The 17,727-nt window shown below is 40.5% G+C and carries 20 protein-coding genes; 14 read left to right on the forward strand and 6 right to left on the reverse strand.

The features are described 5' to 3' along the window. Positions 1–17 precede the first annotated feature (17 nt). Both KZP23_RS16335 and KZP23_RS16340 read right to left on the reverse strand, forming a co-directional pair. Positions 18–809: a Fic family protein gene (locus KZP23_RS16335; RefSeq protein ID WP_226332834.1), complete on the reverse strand. Its 792-nt coding sequence runs from the start codon at positions 807–809 to the stop codon at positions 18–20. Between the two features lie 6 nt (positions 810–815). Continuing rightward, the gene (locus KZP23_RS16340) at positions 816–1,031 is read right to left on the reverse strand and encodes a hypothetical protein (RefSeq protein ID WP_226332835.1); all 216 of its coding nucleotides are present in this window, start codon (positions 1,029–1,031) and stop codon (positions 816–818) included. 272 nt (positions 1,032–1,303) lie between these two features. Between KZP23_RS16340 and KZP23_RS16345 the strand changes: the two genes are divergently transcribed. The 3 genes from KZP23_RS16345 (at position 1,304) to KZP23_RS16355 (ending at position 5,051) form a co-directional block, all read left to right on the forward strand. Further along, positions 1,304–2,209, forward strand: coding sequence for an ArdC family protein (locus KZP23_RS16345; protein WP_226332836.1), 906 nt, complete (start codon positions 1,304–1,306; stop codon positions 2,207–2,209). 255 nt (positions 2,210–2,464) lie between these two features. Further along, positions 2,465–2,809 (forward strand): hypothetical protein, encoded by a 345-nt coding sequence (locus KZP23_RS16350; protein ID WP_226332837.1) that lies wholly within the window; start codon positions 2,465–2,467, stop codon positions 2,807–2,809. A 73-nt stretch (positions 2,810–2,882) separates the two neighbouring features. Further along, positions 2,883–5,051: a TonB-dependent receptor gene (locus KZP23_RS16355; RefSeq protein WP_317198003.1), complete on the forward strand. Its 2,169-nt coding sequence runs from the start codon at positions 2,883–2,885 to the stop codon at positions 5,049–5,051. Positions 5,052–5,154: 103 nt separating this feature from the next. On the opposite strand, the gene KZP23_RS16360 is transcribed toward KZP23_RS16355, so the two are convergent. Both KZP23_RS16360 and KZP23_RS16365 read right to left on the reverse strand, forming a co-directional pair. Then, positions 5,155–5,685: a sigma-70 family RNA polymerase sigma factor gene (locus tag KZP23_RS16360; protein WP_226332838.1), complete on the reverse strand. Its 531-nt coding sequence runs from the start codon at positions 5,683–5,685 to the stop codon at positions 5,155–5,157. A gap of 30 nt (positions 5,686–5,715) precedes the next feature. Further along, positions 5,716–5,865 (reverse strand): hypothetical protein, encoded by a 150-nt coding sequence (locus tag KZP23_RS16365; protein WP_226332839.1) that lies wholly within the window; start codon positions 5,863–5,865, stop codon positions 5,716–5,718. Between the two features lie 847 nt (positions 5,866–6,712). Here KZP23_RS16365 and KZP23_RS16370 point away from each other — a divergent pair. Beyond that, positions 6,713–9,019 carry a TonB-dependent receptor gene (locus tag KZP23_RS16370; protein WP_226332840.1) on the forward strand — a complete coding sequence of 769 codons (2,307 nt, stop codon included), beginning with the start codon at positions 6,713–6,715 and terminating at the stop codon, positions 9,017–9,019. 186 nt (positions 9,020–9,205) lie between these two features. On the opposite strand, the gene KZP23_RS16375 is transcribed toward KZP23_RS16370, so the two are convergent. Beyond that, the gene (locus tag KZP23_RS16375; RefSeq protein WP_226332844.1) at positions 9,206–9,385 is read right to left on the reverse strand and encodes a histone H1; all 180 of its coding nucleotides are present in this window, start codon (positions 9,383–9,385) and stop codon (positions 9,206–9,208) included. 69 nt (positions 9,386–9,454) lie between these two features. On the opposite strand from KZP23_RS16375, the gene tnpA reads away from it, so the two are divergent. Then, positions 9,455–9,916, forward strand: a complete 462-nt coding sequence (gene tnpA, locus KZP23_RS16380) for an IS200/IS605 family transposase (protein ID WP_226332430.1) — start codon at positions 9,455–9,457, stop codon at positions 9,914–9,916. Between the two features lie 229 nt (positions 9,917–10,145). On the opposite strand, the gene KZP23_RS16385 is transcribed toward tnpA, so the two are convergent. Continuing rightward, positions 10,146–10,394, reverse strand: a complete 249-nt coding sequence (locus KZP23_RS16385) for a hypothetical protein (RefSeq protein ID WP_226332846.1) — start codon at positions 10,392–10,394, stop codon at positions 10,146–10,148. A 349-nt stretch (positions 10,395–10,743) separates the two neighbouring features. On the opposite strand from KZP23_RS16385, the gene KZP23_RS16390 reads away from it, so the two are divergent. The 9 genes from KZP23_RS16390 to KZP23_RS16430 all read left to right on the forward strand — a co-directional run bounded on the left by KZP23_RS16390 (position 10,744) and on the right by KZP23_RS16430 (position 17,675). Beyond that, a complete protein-coding gene (locus KZP23_RS16390; RefSeq protein ID WP_226332848.1) occupies positions 10,744–11,991 on the forward strand; it encodes a site-specific integrase in 1,248 nt (415 codons plus the stop codon). Positions 11,992–12,062: 71 nt separating this feature from the next. Next, positions 12,063–12,431, forward strand: a complete 369-nt coding sequence (locus KZP23_RS16395; protein ID WP_084121538.1) for an ArsR/SmtB family transcription factor — start codon at positions 12,063–12,065, stop codon at positions 12,429–12,431. Next, positions 12,428–13,057 (forward strand): mercuric transport protein MerTP, encoded by a 630-nt coding sequence (gene merTP, locus KZP23_RS16400; protein WP_226332849.1) that lies wholly within the window; start codon positions 12,428–12,430, stop codon positions 13,055–13,057. The genes KZP23_RS16395 and merTP overlap by 4 nt, the downstream gene beginning before the upstream one ends. Further along, positions 13,058–13,270 carry a GDCCVxC domain-containing (seleno)protein gene (locus KZP23_RS16405; RefSeq protein ID WP_226332851.1) on the forward strand — a complete coding sequence of 71 codons (213 nt, stop codon included), beginning with the start codon at positions 13,058–13,060 and terminating at the stop codon, positions 13,268–13,270. Between the two features lie 12 nt (positions 13,271–13,282). Continuing rightward, positions 13,283–14,026 carry a helix-turn-helix transcriptional regulator gene (locus KZP23_RS16410; protein WP_226332852.1) on the forward strand — a complete coding sequence of 248 codons (744 nt, stop codon included), beginning with the start codon at positions 13,283–13,285 and terminating at the stop codon, positions 14,024–14,026. Between the two features lie 63 nt (positions 14,027–14,089). Continuing rightward, on the forward strand, positions 14,090–14,935 hold the full coding sequence (locus tag KZP23_RS16415) for a sterol desaturase family protein (protein ID WP_226332854.1): 846 nt from the start codon (positions 14,090–14,092) through the stop codon (positions 14,933–14,935). A gap of 220 nt (positions 14,936–15,155) precedes the next feature. Next, positions 15,156–15,536, forward strand: a complete 381-nt coding sequence (locus KZP23_RS16420; protein WP_226332855.1) for a hypothetical protein — start codon at positions 15,156–15,158, stop codon at positions 15,534–15,536. Between the two features lie 172 nt (positions 15,537–15,708). Then, complete coding sequence (locus KZP23_RS16425; RefSeq protein WP_226332856.1) at positions 15,709–17,007, forward strand: hypothetical protein; 1,299 nt, start codon at positions 15,709–15,711, stop codon at positions 17,005–17,007. 233 nt (positions 17,008–17,240) lie between these two features. After that, on the forward strand, positions 17,241–17,675 hold the full coding sequence (locus KZP23_RS16430; RefSeq protein ID WP_449506045.1) for an HYC_CC_PP family protein: 435 nt from the start codon (positions 17,241–17,243) through the stop codon (positions 17,673–17,675). Positions 17,676–17,727: the final 52 nt, after the last annotated feature.

Consider the following 17,727-nt stretch of genomic DNA (forward strand, 5'->3'; position numbering starts at 1 on the left):
ACCATTGAACCGCTTGGTCAATCAATTTTACCCTGTAAATATTTAGTCATTCCTTCAGCGAGAAACTGGACAAGTGGGAGGTCTGAATTAGAATTTTCACAGGTGATGATGGTTTCAATATAGGCTTTTCTATCACTTTCAGACTTTATCTGGGTAAACACAGGTGGACATTGATGTTGCATCAATACAGCTCCCATTACTATCCTACAGACTCGTCCGTTACCATCAGCAAATGGATGTATTTCATTCAGGAACTTGTTATGGAAGTAAGCCAAGGCAGTTAAAAGATGCTTTTCGTCTTTTGAATTGTCAATAGACTCGAATTTCCGTTTAAAAATATCCACATGTGATCCCATAATCATTTCAAGGTTGTAGTGAGGAGCGTATTCTTTGTTGGGGTACAAGGGCTGGCGGTATCCTATTGTTGGGATATTTCTATATTCACCGATAAGTTCGGTTTTGAAATCGGTTTCCCAAGCCAATTCGCTGCTCATCAATTTCCGGTGGATATCTTTAATTATTTTCTCGCTGCACTCAAATGTTTCAATCTGGTCAATGATTCCCTGAAGTGTGTCTTTGTGATTGGCTACATCCAATAGACTTTTCATTTTTCCCTTTCTTACCATTTCGTTATTCAAAAACTGTATGGTTTCCCCATACTGAATCTGATCATCTTCCAGACGGGAGGAGAAAAATGTGAAATCATTGATAAGCGTATTTCTGAATTCATCTGTCCACTTTGGGGCAGGATGTTTTTCTCTGAAAATTTGAAGGGATCGATTGAAATTCGCTAAAAAAGATGATAACATAATAGCTCAGGCAGCATATTTTTTAAAGAGATGACGAACCCAATTTTTAATGTCATGGGGATAGGCAGCAAGTCTATTGGCTTCATCTGTAGTAATGGTCTTACCGAAGAAAAACAAATCAAAATCTTCCCTTACCGATTGAGGTATTTCATCAATAGGAACCAAATTATTGCTTTGGGATAGTCTTTGTAAAGTCGATATGTCGGTTTTGGTAATAAACATAATCAGTAAGCCTATTTCCTTACATTATATTACATCTTATATGCAAATGTAATAAATATATTACTTAAAAGATTTATTAAGATAAGTAGTTCCTATTTCTTATTCAATTACCCAGCTAAGGTAGGCAGCCATGGCCCATACAGGACAAGGAACTTCGGCATAAAGCCTTCCCAAAATCCTCTGCTTGTTTATTCCGATCCTCCTTGCCTTTAATGTGCCCTGCAGCCTGGGGATGCTTCATAAATAAAATCATTCACCAAAACGATGTTATTATGAAGCGTTCAACAAAGTATTCCAAAAAAGATGTTTACCAGATTGTCAATGAAAGGATCATGTCCAGCCTTGAAAAGGGCATAATCCCGTGGAAGCAACCATGGTCAGTCATGGGATTGCCCAAAAACTACCAGTCAGGGAAGGCGTACAAAGGAATCAACCTTTGGTTACTGTTAAGCTGTGGCCATGGGAAGCCCTATTATCTGACCTTCAAACAAGCGGAAAGCCTGGGAGGGAAAGTAAAGAAGGGATCTAAATCCATCCCGATCGTTTACTGGAATTTTGTTTATCAACATAAGGAGACAGGAAAAAAACTGACCGAGCAGGAAGCCAGAAAATTGCCCAAAGGCTTGGTGGACAGGCGCGCCTTCCTGAAATACTATAATGTGTTCAATATTGCAGATGTAGAATGTGTGGATTGGGAACTGCCCGAAACTAGTTCTAAACAGCCTTTTAGACCAATTAAGGCCTGTGAGGATTTATTGGAGAGAATACCTGATCTCCCAGCCATTAAATATAATGAGGCGCAGGCTTACTATTATCCCAAAAAGGATTATATCAATATGCCTGAAAAGGAACTGTTCAGAAGTGAAGGACATTTTTACCAGACACTGTTCCATGAGCTGGTTCATTCGACCGGCCACCAGAAAAGGCTTAACAGAAAGGAGCTATGGGGTGCAGCTGATAAAGATAAGAGTGCTTATAGCAAGGAAGAGCTGACTGCTGAAATGGGCGCCAGTTACCTGAGTAATCTATGCGGTATTTGGGAGGAGGCCCAACAGGAAAATTTCTCAGCATATATACAGCATTGGTTGGGACAGCTGAAAAAAGACAAGAAGCTATTGGTAGAATCCGCTGCCAAAGCCCAGAAAGCAGTGGAATACCTTACTGGAGGAAAGGATTAAAGCAAAAAAGGGGATAAGCCCCTTTTTTGATCATCCGATTATTTGTTTTGGTCAAAACTTATATATTGAAGACCTTTAGGGAAGATGGTAGCTTAAGTAATTTCCATTAATAGGGAATGCTGATTCCAGTAGCTGTCCAATACTAAAATTTATTACAGGCTCCCGCACGATTTTTTTAATGATTCATAATATCTAAATTTGCCTTGCAAAGCGTTAAGCCTGAAAAACAATATGACATCAGTAGGTATCTGAACAATGGAAAGAAGGAACAATAGGGACTTATTTATCATGAGGTTGATTTTAACTATCATGTTGCCTCTTGTGCTCAGCCTATCCTTGATGCCCTGTTGTCCTCCATTGGACGCTTGTTCCGATCATGCAGAGCAAAGTTGTGATGATGAGCCCTTAAAGGGGACTTCTCAAAACTCGGGATTATGCTCTCCTTTCTATACCTGCGGAAATTGTCCGGGGTTTATATTTGAACAAATTGAATTTCTTTATTTACCCATACAGGAAGTAGACAAAACAGGTGTTGAAGAAATAACTGAATTTAAAGCCTTTTCCTTGACTATTTCGCTTTTTAAACCACCTCAAGGCTGATATGCTTTTTTCATTAGGGTAATTTTAAAATTACCATTTAAATTTTCCGATCAAATAACTATTAAGAAACACCGTGAAATACATTATCACTGGAATGCTATTGCTATGCCTATTTGGTGCGGCTATGGCTCAGAATACTTTTAAAGCAACTATAAAAGACAGGGAATCAAATGAACCCTTATTGGGTGTATCGGTCTTTATTCCAGACTTGGAAAAAGGAGCTGCAACCAATGCAGAGGGAAAGGTTACAATCATTGGGATTCCCAATGGTACCTATACCTTGTCAGTCCAATATATAGGTTACCAAACGATAAAACTGGAAAAGACCTTTCCTTTAGGAGAGCAAGAAGATTTTACACTTCTGATGTCCCATGCAGATGAGGAAATGGAAGAAGTGGTCATCACATCCACCAGAAGCAGCAGGACCATAGAGGATATCCCTACCCGTGTGGAGTTTATTGCCGGGGAAGAACTGGCAGAAAAAGGAAATATGAAACCTGGAGATATCCGCATGCTGCTTAATGAAAGCACCGGGATTCAGACCCAGCAGACTTCGGCAACCAGTTATAATTCCAGTATCCGGATCCAGGGACTGGATGGAAAATATACCCAATTACTAAGGGATGGACTTCCCTTATATTCCGGTTATTCGGGGGGCTTGAGCCTGATGCAGATCGCACCTTTGGACCTGAAGCAAGTGGAAGTGATCAAGGGGGCTTCTTCTACTCTCTATGGGGGCGGAGCCATTGCAGGCCTAGTGAACTTGGTTTCTAGAACTCCCGAAGAAGACCGACAACTCAATTTTATGGTCAATGGAACCTCTGCTCTGGGGCTGGATATCAGTGGTTTTTATGCAGAGAAATATGGCAAAATAGGGACCACAGTATTTGCTTCCTATAATAAGGGAACCGCTTATGACCCCGCTGATATTGAGCTTACTGCCATCCCGAATTTTGAACGGTATACCCTTAACCCGCGGCTCTTCCTCTATCTTGACAAGGAAACAGATATAAACCTGGGCTTCAATTTTGTTACCGAAGACCGCTTGGGAGGAAATATGGATTATGTGAAAGGGGACAGCAACACTGGTTATTTCGAGGAGAACAATACAGATCGATTGTCCACCCAGTTTGATGCTACCCATCGATTTTCTGACCATTCACGTATCCAGCTGAAAAACAGCATAAGCTTCTTCGAAAGGTCCATTGCCATACCTGAATATACCTTTGGAGGAAAACAGGTTTCATCCTTTTCGGAGCTTAATTACGCTGCCTATGGTGATAAGGTTGAATGGGTCTTGGGCGCTAACCTATGGACGGAAAATTTTGACCAAAGGCAGGGAGATCCCGAACAGGATCTTAGCTTTTCCAATTATACCACGGGAATATTTGTTCAAAACACCTGGAACATGGCCAAACAATGGGCACTGGAAACAGGATTGAGAGGAGATTATCAAAGCCAATACGGGGCTTATCTGCTGCCACGCTTTTCATTGATGTTCGAACCCAATGAAAGGATTACCTTCAGAGCAGGGGGAGGACTTGGGTATAAAACACCTACTCAGTTTACCGAGGATACCGAGCGACTTCACTTTCAAAATGTTCTCCCCATAGATGTTTCCAATACAAAAGCTGAGCGCTCTACTGGGATCAATCTGGATGTCAACTATAAATGGCCTATTTCAGGAGAATTGAGTCTAAGCACCAATGCCCTGCTGTTCTACACACAGATCGATGATCCAATGATATTGGTGAGGAACAATGAGAATATGTATGAATTTACCCAACCCATTGGTTATATCAACACGCGTGGTTTGGAAGCCAATATGAAATGGACTTACCATGATTTCAAACTGTTCTTGGGCTATACCTTTGCAGATGTAAATGAGCATTATGGAAATGAAACCACGGAGTATCCTTTGGTGGCCAAGCACCGACTGAATAATGTCTTGATGTATGAAAAACATGGGGACTTTTGGATTGGACTGGAGGCTTATTATTTCAGCCCCCAAAAGCTTTCAGATGGAGATACCGGAAAATCCTATTGGATTATGGGAATCATGTCCGAGAAAAAATTAGGGAAGCATTTTTCTCTTTTTCTGAATTTTGAAAACATGTTGGATACCCGTCAGACCAGGTTTGATACGATCTTCACAGGCAATATTGACGATCCTCAGATCAGGGATATCTATGCCCCTGTGGACGGTTTTGTAATCAACGGAGGCTTTAAGCTCAACCTTTGATAAGGAGATTAATTATATGAAAAACGGCCTGTCATTGTCCAAATGACAGGCCGTTGTTTTTAATGTTCTTGGATTCAAAAAAGGATCGTTTGTCTATTGCTTTTTAATCGGCACAATAGGAACAGTCAGGTTCTCCCACTAAATTCCCTCTCTCGCCCAAACTGTATTTACAACATTCCTTGAATCGTTGCTTTAAGATGCTTTTTGCCCGTCTTACCCTGGCTTTAAGATTGGCCAGTGATATATCCAAGTGAATGGCTGCCTCTTGCTGCTTCATTCCTTCCAGGTACACCTTTTCTATGCATACCCTGTAATTTTCGGGTAGCTCTTCTATAAATCTGTCAAAACAGCAGAATTTATTGGATGAACTTTGGGTATTTGAAAGGTTAGTGATATGCTCTTCAGATAATAGGGAACGTTCCCTGAAATGGTCCATAGTCTCATTTCTTGCAATTTGAAAAATCCATGACTTGATCTTCTCGGGCTTTTTTACCTGGCCTAAATGCATATGGATTTTTAAAATGGTGTTCTGGAAAATATCATTGGAGATATCCTTGTCCTTTACCTTTTTCAGGATAAAAAAATAAAGCCGCTCGCCATATTTTTCCACTATTGCACGGGATGTTGTTTCCATGGTAGATGAGGTTTAGGCAAGGCCAAGGCCTTACCAGTTAAGATTGACAACAACTACATTTTTGACAATCGCATTTTTCACAAGGGCAATTGCTTTCCAAACAATTGACACAGTTACATTTTTGGCAATCACAATTGGTGCATTTACAAGTATCCATAATCTTCTAGATTTTTGTTTCATCAGGTAGACGGCATAAGCATAAAAAGGATACACTTAAAATTAAAAATAATTTAGGGGTTCTAAAAGGAAGAAAAAGCTGCTTGTTCAACTTTATTGAAAGGACCAGTAATTACTATGCTCCTCTCCTAAAAGTACATCCACATTGGATTCCTATTGAGCCAACTCTTGGTCCATAATTTCTCCTTAAACCAAGATTATTCATTAGCGATCGTAATGAGAGCTGAAAATGCAAGGAAATGAGGCTGTTTGAAGTCTGAGGCATAGCCAAGGCTATGGTTAAGTCTCCAGATAGCATCAAATCGACTGATTTTAATGTGTTTTCAGTCCTTAATAGATAGGCTAATGCATATTTCAGTTAAATGTTTTTTGGTAGGGGGATGCCTGATGGCCTAGGGATATAATTCCGTTACGTCAATGTTTCACAGGGATATGAAATGCTTGATTCTCAAAACATTTCCTTTTTTCAATATGGATTGTCAATTCTAACTCAGAATTGACAATTATAAATTTCAAGGATAGACACTTACTTTACCCAGTCAATCTTAGGAAGGGATTCAAGGGTAAACTGGAAAAGGTAAAATAAATATCATCCATAATCTTTTTAAACTATAGGATCAATACTGCCAATTTTAGACAGCCTTTTATCCATTATTACTTTGAATGAACCTGTTGGTTATCAAATATATTTTACCATAGAATATTATTATGAAAATAGGCTGATTGGTTTTTTTAAGATTAGGGAAAGGATATTACTTTTGTGCATTATTAATTAAATTAAATCTAAATAAATATAATGAAAAAATGTTTACTATTAAGTATTCTCCTGTTAAGTAGTTTTGTACATCTTATGGCTCAAAGTTCCGGAGCCATAAAGGGAGAGGTTGTAGATCACTCAGGACAATCAATACCATACGCCAATGTGCTGATCAAAGGGATGGGAAAGGGAACCACTGCCGATGAACACGGGATATTTGAACTTGGTGGACTAGCCGCAGGGAAATATAATTTGGTGGCCTCTTCCATAGGTTTTAAGGGTATTCAACGAAGTGTGGATCTTGGAAGTGGTGAAATTGTGGAAGTCCAGTTTATTCTGAGAAACGAATCCCTTAACTTGGCAGAAATGGTTGTTTCGGCCAGTAGAAACCCAGAATCCATCGATGAAGTACCCTCTTCATTTACCATCCTTCCTCGAAAGACTTTGGATGAATCGATGATCGTAACCACAAATATCATCGATATTTTAAGCAATAATGTTCCTGGCTTAGGGCCGAGTACGGGTACAAGCAGTAATTGGGGACAGACATTAAGAGGAAGGCCACTTTTGATCATGGTGGATGGTGTACCGCAATCTACTCCCCTAAGAAATGGTTCAGTAGATTTGCGATCCCTTGATCCTGATTTGATAGAACGTGTAGAAGTCATAAAAGGCGCTACGGCAGTTTATGGAAATGGAGCAGCTGGCGGTTTGGTCAATTATATCACACGTACCCCAAGGACTGAAAAAGCATTTAATTCAAGAACATCAATAGGAAGTACGGGTTCGCTTTCAAATATAGATAACAGTATGGGATCTAGGTTAAGCCAGATGTTTTATGGTAAGGCAGGTAAATTGGACTATGTGGTCAGTGGAGTATTTGAGCAGACAGGCGAATGGAAAGATGCGGAAGGGGACGTGCTACCGCCAACCTATGGTTTGGGGGAGACGGATTCATATAATGCTTTTCTTAAACTGGGATATGATATGAGCCCTAAACATCGACTGCAATTCAGCTATAATTATTATTCCAGTGAACAGAAAACAAACTATATTTCTGAATTTGGTAATTATGAGGAAAGAGAAAAGACCAAAGCAGTTTTGGGAACACCTCAAGGGGTGCCGCAAGGCGTGAGGGGAAATCATAATGCTTCTTTAAGATTTTCAGGGAAAGAAGCTTTTGGCAATACCAATTATGAAGTAGACCTTTATTATCAATCAGTGGATAATGTTTTCTTCCAGTCTGATGTATTTATTGATGGGGGACAATCCTTAATTTCTTCGGATAAGAAAGGCTTAAGATTCCAATTTAACACCCCATTATTGTCTTCAAACAATATAAATGGAAGTGTGTTATATGGACTTGATTTGATGAATGATGTTACTTCCCAGCCTTTGGTGGATGGAAGGCAGTGGGTGCCGGAAATGGATATGTTTAATACTGCTCCGTTCGCCCAGTTGAAAATGGACTTTTTTGATGAATTGGTCTTTAAAGGTGGGTTAAGGTTCGAAAAGGTAAATATCGGGGTGGAAGATTATAAGACCCTGGCAACCATTAACACGTCTACCGGTGAAGTAAATCCATCTTTTGATGTTAAAGGTGGTGAACTAACCTATAATACATGGTTGTTCAATACAGGTTTAAGGTATAACAAATGGAAATATTTCTCTCCGTATCTAAGTTTTTCTCAAGGATTTAGCGTGGCTGATATTGGTGTAATGCTCCGATCTGCCAGGGTAAACGACATGAAAGACATCAATACGGAACCAGTCGTGGTCAATAACTATGAAACGGGGTTTTTAAGTGAATTTGATCTTTTTCGTTTTGAAGCTGTAGGTTATATAAGTACTTCTGAACTCGGAACAAGTGGGAAATTTGTGGATGGTGTCTTTGAGGTTCTTAGAAGTCCGGAAAGAATCCATGGATTAGAATTGGTACTGGATGCGGAAGTGACTAGTAATTTGACTGCAGGAGTAAATTACGCATATGTTGAAGGTAAAATGGATGTTAACGATAACGGTTCTTACCGGGATTCGGAGGATACCTATCTGGGTGGAGAGAGAATTTCAGCTCCAAAAATGGGGGCTTATTTAAGGTATATTTTGTTGGATGAAAAGGTCTCATTCAAGCTTCAATACAGCGGCGTTGGTAATAGAGACCGCTTTGAGAAAAACGAAGCAGGTTCTTACGACGTTTATAAGGCTCCTGTGGAAGCTTACCATATTTTTGACCTAGCAGCAAGCTATAAAGTTAATTCCAACATAACGATGAATTTGGGCATTCAAAATCTTTTCAATGAGGATTATTTCCCTGCCAGATCACAATGGTTTACCCGATCCAATCTATATACTAAGGGAAAAGGTGCGTCATTTAATATTAGTGCAATTATCAACCTATAGTGATAAAAGCTTTGATTGTAAATAACGGCTGCTCAAAGAGTAGCCGTTATTGTTTAAAACGCTACAGTTTTTTCATAGATCTTGAGTTGATCCTGCCTATTACCATATTTGTTTGTGTGAAATAATGTTTGGCACATGGCATCAATACAGGAATCTACTTTTAAAACAAGGGAAATGTTTTTACGATTATTTGTCCTTGTTTTTGATTTCCTGCACCTCGGTACGGATCTCCTGGGCCAAGGTCTTGATGGCCTGCATGCCGTTTCTTACCCTTGTTCCGGCAGCCTTATTGCTTTGCTCATAAAATTTGGTGAAATCTGCTTCCAAGGAATCCACTAATTCCTTTACTTCTGAAAATCTGCTCATTTTTTAAGTGTTTAATCTCTTAGGGTCAAATTCCCCGAGGCTAGCCTCGTTTTACTATCTTGTGACTCGATGTCGCAAGAAAGTAAGTATATCCATAAGAGTCATAATGTATCAGTTTTGCTGTACCATATAGTTTGCTCAGCAAAATATAGACGAGTAGTGTTCAGTAAAGAGGTTGATAAAGTTCTGACATCGACGTGTGAACAGATAGAACTAAGATATGAGATTAAATTTCTGGAAATCGGTACAGATGCTGACCATGTACATTTTCTGATCCAATCGGTTCCAACGTATAGTATAACCAAAATAGTGAGAACGATAAAGAGTTTAGTGTCACGAGAGGTGTTTAAAGAATGCCCAGAGGTGAAAAAACAGCTCTGGGGAGGGGAGTTTTGGGGTAAGGGATATTTTGTCAATACGGTAGGCCAACATGGAACAGAGGAAAAGATCGCTAATTATGTAAAGAGTCAAGGGCTGGAAAAAGGATATAAAAAACTGAAGACCAATTATCAATTAAAAATATTCGATTGACCAATAATGCCTCGTGGGCTTGCCCCGAGGATTATTTACTTATTGAAAAGACAATTTTAAGGAAAAATTCGTGCCAATTGTCAGGAGAAGAATAGGAATGTGTAAAATTATGGGCTTAATATTTAGAGCTTGAATAAGTGAAATCAGTTAAAGATACTAATTGGTCTCATAAATATAAATCCGATAGTCGACCATATTGATGATAGGGACACAAAAAACTTAATTAGCCCTAAGATGAAAAAATCTGCTCAAAGATCATTGCAAATTCTTGCCTGAATGGCTTATTAGGCTTGTGGTAAAGGAATAATGGAGCTAAGTAAGGACAGGTCCCCAAATGATTGATCTCTACAGTCTTTTCACTATTGGAAATGCTGGAATACACAAAGAAATAGTCCTCTTCCCATTCATATATCCCACCATAATAGCTAATCTTTGAATCGATATCCGTCCATGCCAGTTCAACATCGGTACCTATCAAACACTTATTGATTATATTGAATTCTTTTAGGTTAGGGGGATGGGTTCTCAGGCTATAACCCCGACAAATAGGTTAACAACCTATATCAAAAGCCTGCAAATCTTACGATTTGCAGGCTTTTTTATTTTTTATGTATCAGTTCTATTTAGACAATTTCAGCAAAAATGAGACCTATCCGGTGAACCAAATGAATGGTTATATTTAGTTCACCAGATTGATGAAAATAGCTGTAAAACAGATAGTTACATCACAATTTTTGAACTGTTTTGGGCTTGTTTGAGTAGCCTTGTGGAAGCAGTTCACCACGAGAGGAATCATTTTAACACAAACACTCAAAAGCTGAATTGTTATGAGAACTACAAACACCTTCGGAGTTCAGTTCATCACAAGAACTAACAAGGCCAAAGATGGCCTCCTCCCAATCTATGCCAGAGTCACTGTTGATGGCCGCAGAGTTGAAATATCATTGAAGCGTTGGATCAAACCATGCGACTTGAACAGCTCAAAAGGCATGGCCAAGGGCAGCCGGGAAGAAATCAAATCGCTCAATCACTACCTGGATGAAGTCCGGGCAAGGATTATGGAGTGCTACCAGGAGATGCAGGTCCAAAAAAGACTGATCACTGCTGATGCCATCAAGAGTATGTTCCTGGGTACAGACCAAAAGGACTTCACCTTATGCAAGCTGGTGGATTATCACAACCAGACAATGCGGGATACACTGGCGTGGGGCACGATGAAAAACTACTTCACCACTCAGAAGTATATCCATCGATTTTTGAAAGAGCGCTTTGGTACTACCGACATGTTCCTTTCGGAACTGTCTTATAAATTCATCACCGATTTTGAATTCTACCTCCGAAACTATAAACCCAAAGACCACCAGAAGCCGCTTGGCAACAATGGAGTGATGAAGCATCTGGAGAGGTTCCGGAAGATGGTGACAATGGCCGTGAAAATGGAATGGGTAAGCAGGGATCCATTTGACAAGTACCAGCTCAAATTCCATCGGGTGGATCGGGATTTCCTCAATGATGAAGAGCTGGAGGCCGTAGAGAACAAGGACTTCAAAATTGTCCGCCTGCAGTGGGTAAGAGATTTGTTTGTGTTCAGTTGCTATACCGGACTGGCCTACATCGATGCTATGAACCTTACCCCATCCAATATTACCATTGGCATTGATGGGGAATATTGGTTATCTACCTGCCGCCAGAAGACCGACCAGCCGGTAAGGGTTCCTATCCTTCCCAAAGCTTGGGAAATCATCGAGAAATACAAAACCCATCCAAGAGCTGTGCAGAGGGGGGCAATATTCCCAATGATTTCTAACCAAAAGCTGAACTCTTACCTGAAAGAAATTGCTGATCTGTGCGGAATTGAAAAGAACCTCACATTTCACCTAGCCAGGCATACTTTTGCTACTACAGTTACGCTTTGTAATGGTGTGCCACTGGAAACGGTTAGCAAGATGTTGGGTCACTCCAAAATTACAACCACGCAGGTTTACGCCAAAGTGGTAGAGAAAAAAGTGAGTGAGGATATGCAGAATCTAAGAGAGAAACTAGCAGCACCAAAATTGATGAGAAGGGCGAAATAGCCCTTTGTATTTAAGTACTTGCTTAAATAACTATCATTCCCTACCTTTGTTTAAGCAATTGCTTAAATACTATGAATACATGTATCCGTGTCTTTGCAGATAGCATCCAGATCAGTCGCTGCAGAGAAGACTTGAAAAACAAAGAAGAAAGCTTTTTAGAACTGGCCGATGTACTGAATCTGGCAGGTAATGCGGTTCGCCTCAAAATCCTGTACCTCTTGAAACAGGAAAATGAACTTTGCCCATGTGACTTGTCAGACATCCTGGGCATGACCGTGCCGGCCGTCTCCCAACATCTAAAAAAACTGAAGGATGCGGGAATCGTGACGACCAAAAAATCCGGTCAAACCATCTTCTATTCAGTAGAAGAGCAAAGTCAGCGAATCATTTCATCAGTGCTCGATTTGTTTAATCTCCCAAATACAATTCCTGCCTTATGAAAAATTCTCTTTTAACTAGCGGTATTATGGCTGCACTCTTAAGTTCACTTTGCTGCATCACCCCAGTGCTTGCACTAGTGGCCGGTGCAAGCGGGATTGCCTCCACTTTCTCCTGGCTGGATCCTGCACGGCCCATTTTTGTCGGTATTACAGTTATAGTGTTGGGGTTTGCTTGGTACCAAAAACTCCTGCCTGCCGGCAGGCATGGTAGACCAAAGGCCAAAGATGAAATAGAATGTGCGTGTGAGCCTGGCGGAGAATATGCATATCCTAGCTTTTGGCAGACCCAGAAGTTTTTGGGGATAGTCACCGTTTTTGCTACCCTGATGCTCACATTCCCGCTGTATGCTCACATTTTCTACCCGAAAGCCGAAAAGCAAGTGATCATCGTTGATAAGTCGGACATTCAGACCGTAAATTTTCAAATCAAGGGCATGATTTGCCAGGGTTGTGCAGCTCATGTTGAACATGAGGTAAATAAGCTCAGTGGTATCCTTGATGTAGCTGCTTCTTACGAAAAGGGCAATGCCGTTGTAGAATTCGACAAGTCCAAAACAGGCATTCTTGAAATTGAGCAAGCTATCAACTCGACCGGATATTCCGTGACCAATAAAACAGAGAAATAAATGGAAATCATTTTAGAATCCACCATCACCTGCCCCAACTGCGGACATGAAAAAGAAGAAACCATGCCCACTGACGCCTGCCAGTATTTTTATGAATGTGAGAATTGCCACCAGGTGCTAAAACCGAAAGTGGGTGACTGTTGTATATATTGTAGTTATGGAACAAAGGCTTGTCCTCCGATTCAAGAGGGTAGTAAAAACAACTGTTGCTGAACCGCAAGGATCATGAGAGCCTTCAGATTGTTTTTTAAAGACGGTATTGGTGTATATTCAGGACATGTTGCCACTACTAAACCTCATGCCCATCATGCCACAGAAATAATCTATTGCGCTCAGGGCCAACATAAAATAATTGATAATAGTGGCAAAGAAAATTTTAGCGTTTTGTCTATAATCCCCCATGACATAAAACATCAATTTAGCTATCATGAAAATAGTATTCCTATTTTCATTTTTATGGATCCTTTCCATCAGTTTTCAGAACGTTTAAAAAAGACATATCAACTTGATAAGAAAATTATTGGTCTTCAAAAATTGCCGGATGAACAAATCATCAATGAATTCAATCATTGGATCATGGGCAAGGAGATTGATGTCTTGCACTATACCAGACTATTAGTGGATCAATTGACTGGCCATCATATTTATTCAAATCAATCAGATCAAAGGATTGTCAATTCCATTCAACACATCAAAGAATCACTTAGTCGGGAAATGAGAATTGAAGACATGGCTTCAAAGGTTCACTTGTCTGCGTCAAGGTATGCTCACTTATTTAAAGAGCATGTGGGAATCCCATTCCGGAGGTACATTCTGTGGGCAAGAATGCAGTCCACAGTCGAATCAATCCTCTTAGGGAATTCATTGACCACCGCTTGCTATGATGGTGGCTTCTCAGACCTTCCACACTTTTCAAAGACGTTTACTGAAATGTTTGGCGTTGCGCCCTCCAGTGTTTTGAAAGGTTAGCAGGTTTATACAAGTAATTCAATTTAAGGCTATTCATCTTTGTAGGGTAAAAAAATCTACAGGATGAAAAGAATACTGCAATACAGCCTCTACCCAATATTCATGCTTTCGGCCTGGTGCCTGATGCTGTTGGGAGTACAATCAGGGTTGAACCAATATCTTGTCACAATCCCTATCATTGCCTTGTTTGGCATAATCGCTTTGTTTCTTGAAAAATGGATGCCTTTCGAGAAAAACTGGCTGGACGGCAAAGACTGGAATCTTGATTTTACATATTATATCATAAACTACCTGATCAAAATATCAGCTCAGTTTAGCTTTATCTGGCTCTCTGCTTATTTTACTTTCTTCAAATGGTTCCCTACGGATATACCACTATGGATACAGGTAATATTGGCACTCATCATCATTGATTTCTTTTTGTATCTTGTACACTGGCAAAGTCACAAGTACCAATGGCTGTGGAAGTTTCATGCCATCCATCACAGCTCCGAAAGGCTATATTTTCTTAATGGTGAAAAACGCCATGCACTCCACCAGATATTAGAAGGTGGTCCTGGAATCATCGCCTGTCTGATCATTGGTGTACCCCAACCAGTTGTTGTACTGGCACTTGCATTCCTCGCAATCAATATGATGATGCAACATACCAATCTGGATTATAAAGCAGGGATACTAAAGAAGTTCTTTTGTGTGGCAGAGTTACACAGGTGGCACCATCGAGCTGACTTCAAGGATGCACAGGTAAATTACGGGGCATGGTTGACCATTTGGGACTACATCTTCAAAACCAGTTTTGATGATCCGAAAATCTACACATCCGAAGGTATTGGGGAGATTGGTATGGCAGAAGAGCCAAACTTTCCGAAATCTTATCTAAAGCAGATAGCATATCCATTTCGAAAATAGATAGCACCTCTCTTTATCATCTTCATGCACCTGTAACAATCTCAAACATTACTGATTTAAGTTGGATAAACCCGACTTTGTTCAAACATGATGTAGGTCATGTTTTGACATGTGCAATGTCATAGCGCGCTCAATAACCGTTGCGTACTTTTGAGTCATATTGAAGGGGATAACAAATAGATACCCGCTTCAATGGATGGCATTTTACATCAAAAGGCTCATGAAGCGCAACTTATATATCGTCCTAATAATTGCAATGCTTCTCCCTGGCAAAGGGATGGCAGTGTTTCAGCACTTTTGTGGGGGCGAACTGATCAGCTTCGAGCTTTTTCTAAAACATTACGAACCATGCTGTGACGACCACAGCAACCCTTGTGATGGCTGTGAGGATCAGGAAACCATCTTCTCTCTCGATGATTTCAGGACACCTCATTCAGACATTCTGGTCATTGATTTTTCACATGCGGCAATGGCTCAGCCATCTTTCCATTTGCCTTCTACACAATTTTTCGAGTCAAGAAACTACACAACTCCTAAAAAGGCTCCCCCCGGCTGGTCAGGGCGGTATCGCTCTATCCTGTTCCAGTCATTTCTTCTTTAGCTAACATCTGAATATCAGTTAGTTGCCTGGGTTACGAAACCTTTGGGCAATGTCGGAAATAGTTCTGTATAGTATAGCTGCTCCGGGATATTCGAACAGCATTAGACACGATCTATCCGACAAAACTATCATCAAGTTTCTTTAATCAGACTTTCAACAAAATGTTAAAATCATGAAAACGTTTCATAAAATTCAATTGGTATTCATTGCCGTGACACTGATGGTGATCAATACCACATACGCCCAACAACCAGGCTTGCAGTATTTCAGGCCAAACGATAAAAACGGCCTGAATGTATTCGAGCCCTCAAAAGTGGATACAGTTATCTTTGATGGCCTCAAAGTAAGAGTAGGCGGTGATTTCGCCATGCAATTTCAGGGCCTTAACCAAAGTAATGATGCTAGTACCTTGGTTGAGCTTGGTTCCGATTTCAATTTACCTTCAGCTAACCTCAACCTTGACGTTCAGGTAATGGAAGGTGTTCGGATGCACCTCAGGACCTATCTTTCTTCCAGAGCACACAACGAAGCATGGATTAAGGGTGGATACATGAGAGTTGATAATCTTGACTTTGTTAAACCTGGGTTTCTGGAGGGAGTGATGAAATATGCAAGTATTACCATAGGGTTAGATGAGTTCAACTATGGAGACGCACATTTCAGGAGAACGGACAATGCGAGAGGTATTTTCAACCCTTTTGTGGGGAATTATCTTATGGATGCATTCTCCACCGAGGCATTCGGAGAGCTTACAGTTCAAAAGAATGGTTTATTGGCAGTGGTTGGGTTGACAAACGGCAAGCTCAATCAAAATGTAACTGTGAACGACAATACAGATAATAAGCCTTCTTTCTTCGGTAAGTTGGGATACGATAAACAACTGAGTGAGGATTTGAGAGTACGATTGACCGGATCTTGGTACATCAATAAAGGCACCTCAACAGGCACCTATCTGTATGGTGGTGACCGAGGAGGCTCCAGGTATTACAATGTGCTTTTTACAGTACCGGATGTGGATGGCAATACAGAGGGTGGCCCTCGTGATGGTCAGTTTAATGCCAGGTTCACAAAACTCACAGCCTTGCAGATTAACCCATTCATCAAGTACAAAGGCTTGGAGTTCTTTGGTATTTATGAGTTGGCTGATGGAAGCAATGAATTCACAACACCTCAAGCTGACACAGAGGGCGCATTCACACAAATAGCAGCTGAGGTATTGTATAGGTTTGGAGCTGATGAACGTTTCTATCTTGGGGGTAGATATAATACAGTAACTGGTAAAATGCGTGAAAGTGCCACAGAAGATTTGGAAATCAGCAGGGTCAATTTTGGTGGAGGCTGGTATCTTTCAAAGAACGTTTTAACAAAAGTTGAGTACATGAAGCAGCAATATGAAGGCAATGCTTGGACAGGGCGTTTTGCCGGGGCTGAATTTAGTGGAGTCGTGGTTGAAGCGGTGATTAGTTTCTGACGGAACTCCCGTGTGGATGAGTTCACCCACACGGGGTTCTTTTCATTCCTGATCATTCCTGAATAAGAGATAACGACTTTAAAAATAAGCATCAACAGACCAAAATTTTTAGATGGAAAATAAATCTCAAACATCTACATATTGAGGTATTTGAAATACAAACCATCATTTTTGATATTAAAATCGAACATTCTGAACTAAATTCCGTAGATTCGTATTAGACTTTCTCCAAAGTGCAACGTTTTAGACAAATATCGGCCATTTTGTTATCCTGCCTGGTGCTACTCAGTTCCACGAGTTTCACGTTTGGGATGCATTTCTGTATGGGCCAGCTAGAGAGCATTGCACTTTTTTCCGGGGCTGAGCCCTGCGAAATGGCCACTCAAAAATCACCTTGTGCCAATGATAAGCATGATCCGGATTGCGAACACCAGCAGGTGACTAAAAAAGGTTGCTGTGAAGACCAGACTTTAGTAATTGAGGGTCATGAAGACCTTACGCAAGTGACCAAAGTTGCGGTTCCTGATTTTCAAATGATCGCAGTTATCTACGTTGTGGTTTCGTTTCTTTTTAGTGACACTACCGTTGATCACTATACGTTTAACGACTATTCCCCCCCACTGATTGAACGTGATATACCAGTACTCGTTCAATCCTTCCTTATTTAAGCATTTCATTCAATTGATCGTGATCAAGGCTTAGCTCTTTAGAGCCTTGGGG

This window comes from Echinicola marina (assembly GCF_020463795.1).
In the GTDB taxonomy this organism is placed as follows: Bacteria; Bacteroidota; Bacteroidia; order Cytophagales; family Cyclobacteriaceae; genus Echinicola; species Echinicola marina.